General features: G+C 71.4%; 1 pseudogene. It reads right to left on the bottom strand.

Annotated elements, in window-relative coordinates:
* Nucleotides 1–428: pseudogene (locus H5407_RS23625) on the bottom strand (aspartate aminotransferase family protein); the annotation flags it as partial.
* Nucleotides 429–448 lie beyond the last annotated feature (20 nt).

Here is a 448-nt window from a genome sequence, read left to right as displayed (position 1 = left end):
CATTCGCGCGCCAGCGCCAGGCCGACGAAGTTGGACATCGTCGCGCCGGAGACGAAGCTGCCCTCATGCGCTGCGCCCAGGCCAAACCACCCGGCCAGTTCGCGCACCGTCTGCCGCTCCAGTTCTGACGCTTCGCTGTCCCAATCGGCTGTCGGGTTCTGATCCAGCGCCCCGGTCAACCAGTCGCCCACCAGGCTGGCGGGCGTGGCGCCCCCCGTCACAAAGCCGAGGTAGCGCGGCCCGGCGCTGGCGGCCAGGCGCGGCAGCCAGTGCTGTTCAAAGAGACGCAGGGCGGCCGTCGTACCCGGCGCGGCGCTGCGCAAGAGTCCGGTCTCGGGAGGCTGCGGCCGCACCGCCGCCGGCTGCTGGTCCAGGCTCAGCAGGCTGCGTAGCGCGGTGTCGCGCGCCTGCGTCAGCAGTTCGGGCAAGTCCGTCAGATCGCGTTTCA

It is taken from the genome of Mitsuaria sp. WAJ17, assembly GCF_014174515.1.
In the GTDB taxonomy this organism is placed as follows: Bacteria; Pseudomonadota; Gammaproteobacteria; order Burkholderiales; family Burkholderiaceae_C; genus Roseateles_B.
Note: the sequence above shows the minus strand (reverse complement) of the source record. Positions and strands in the feature narration are given on the sequence as shown.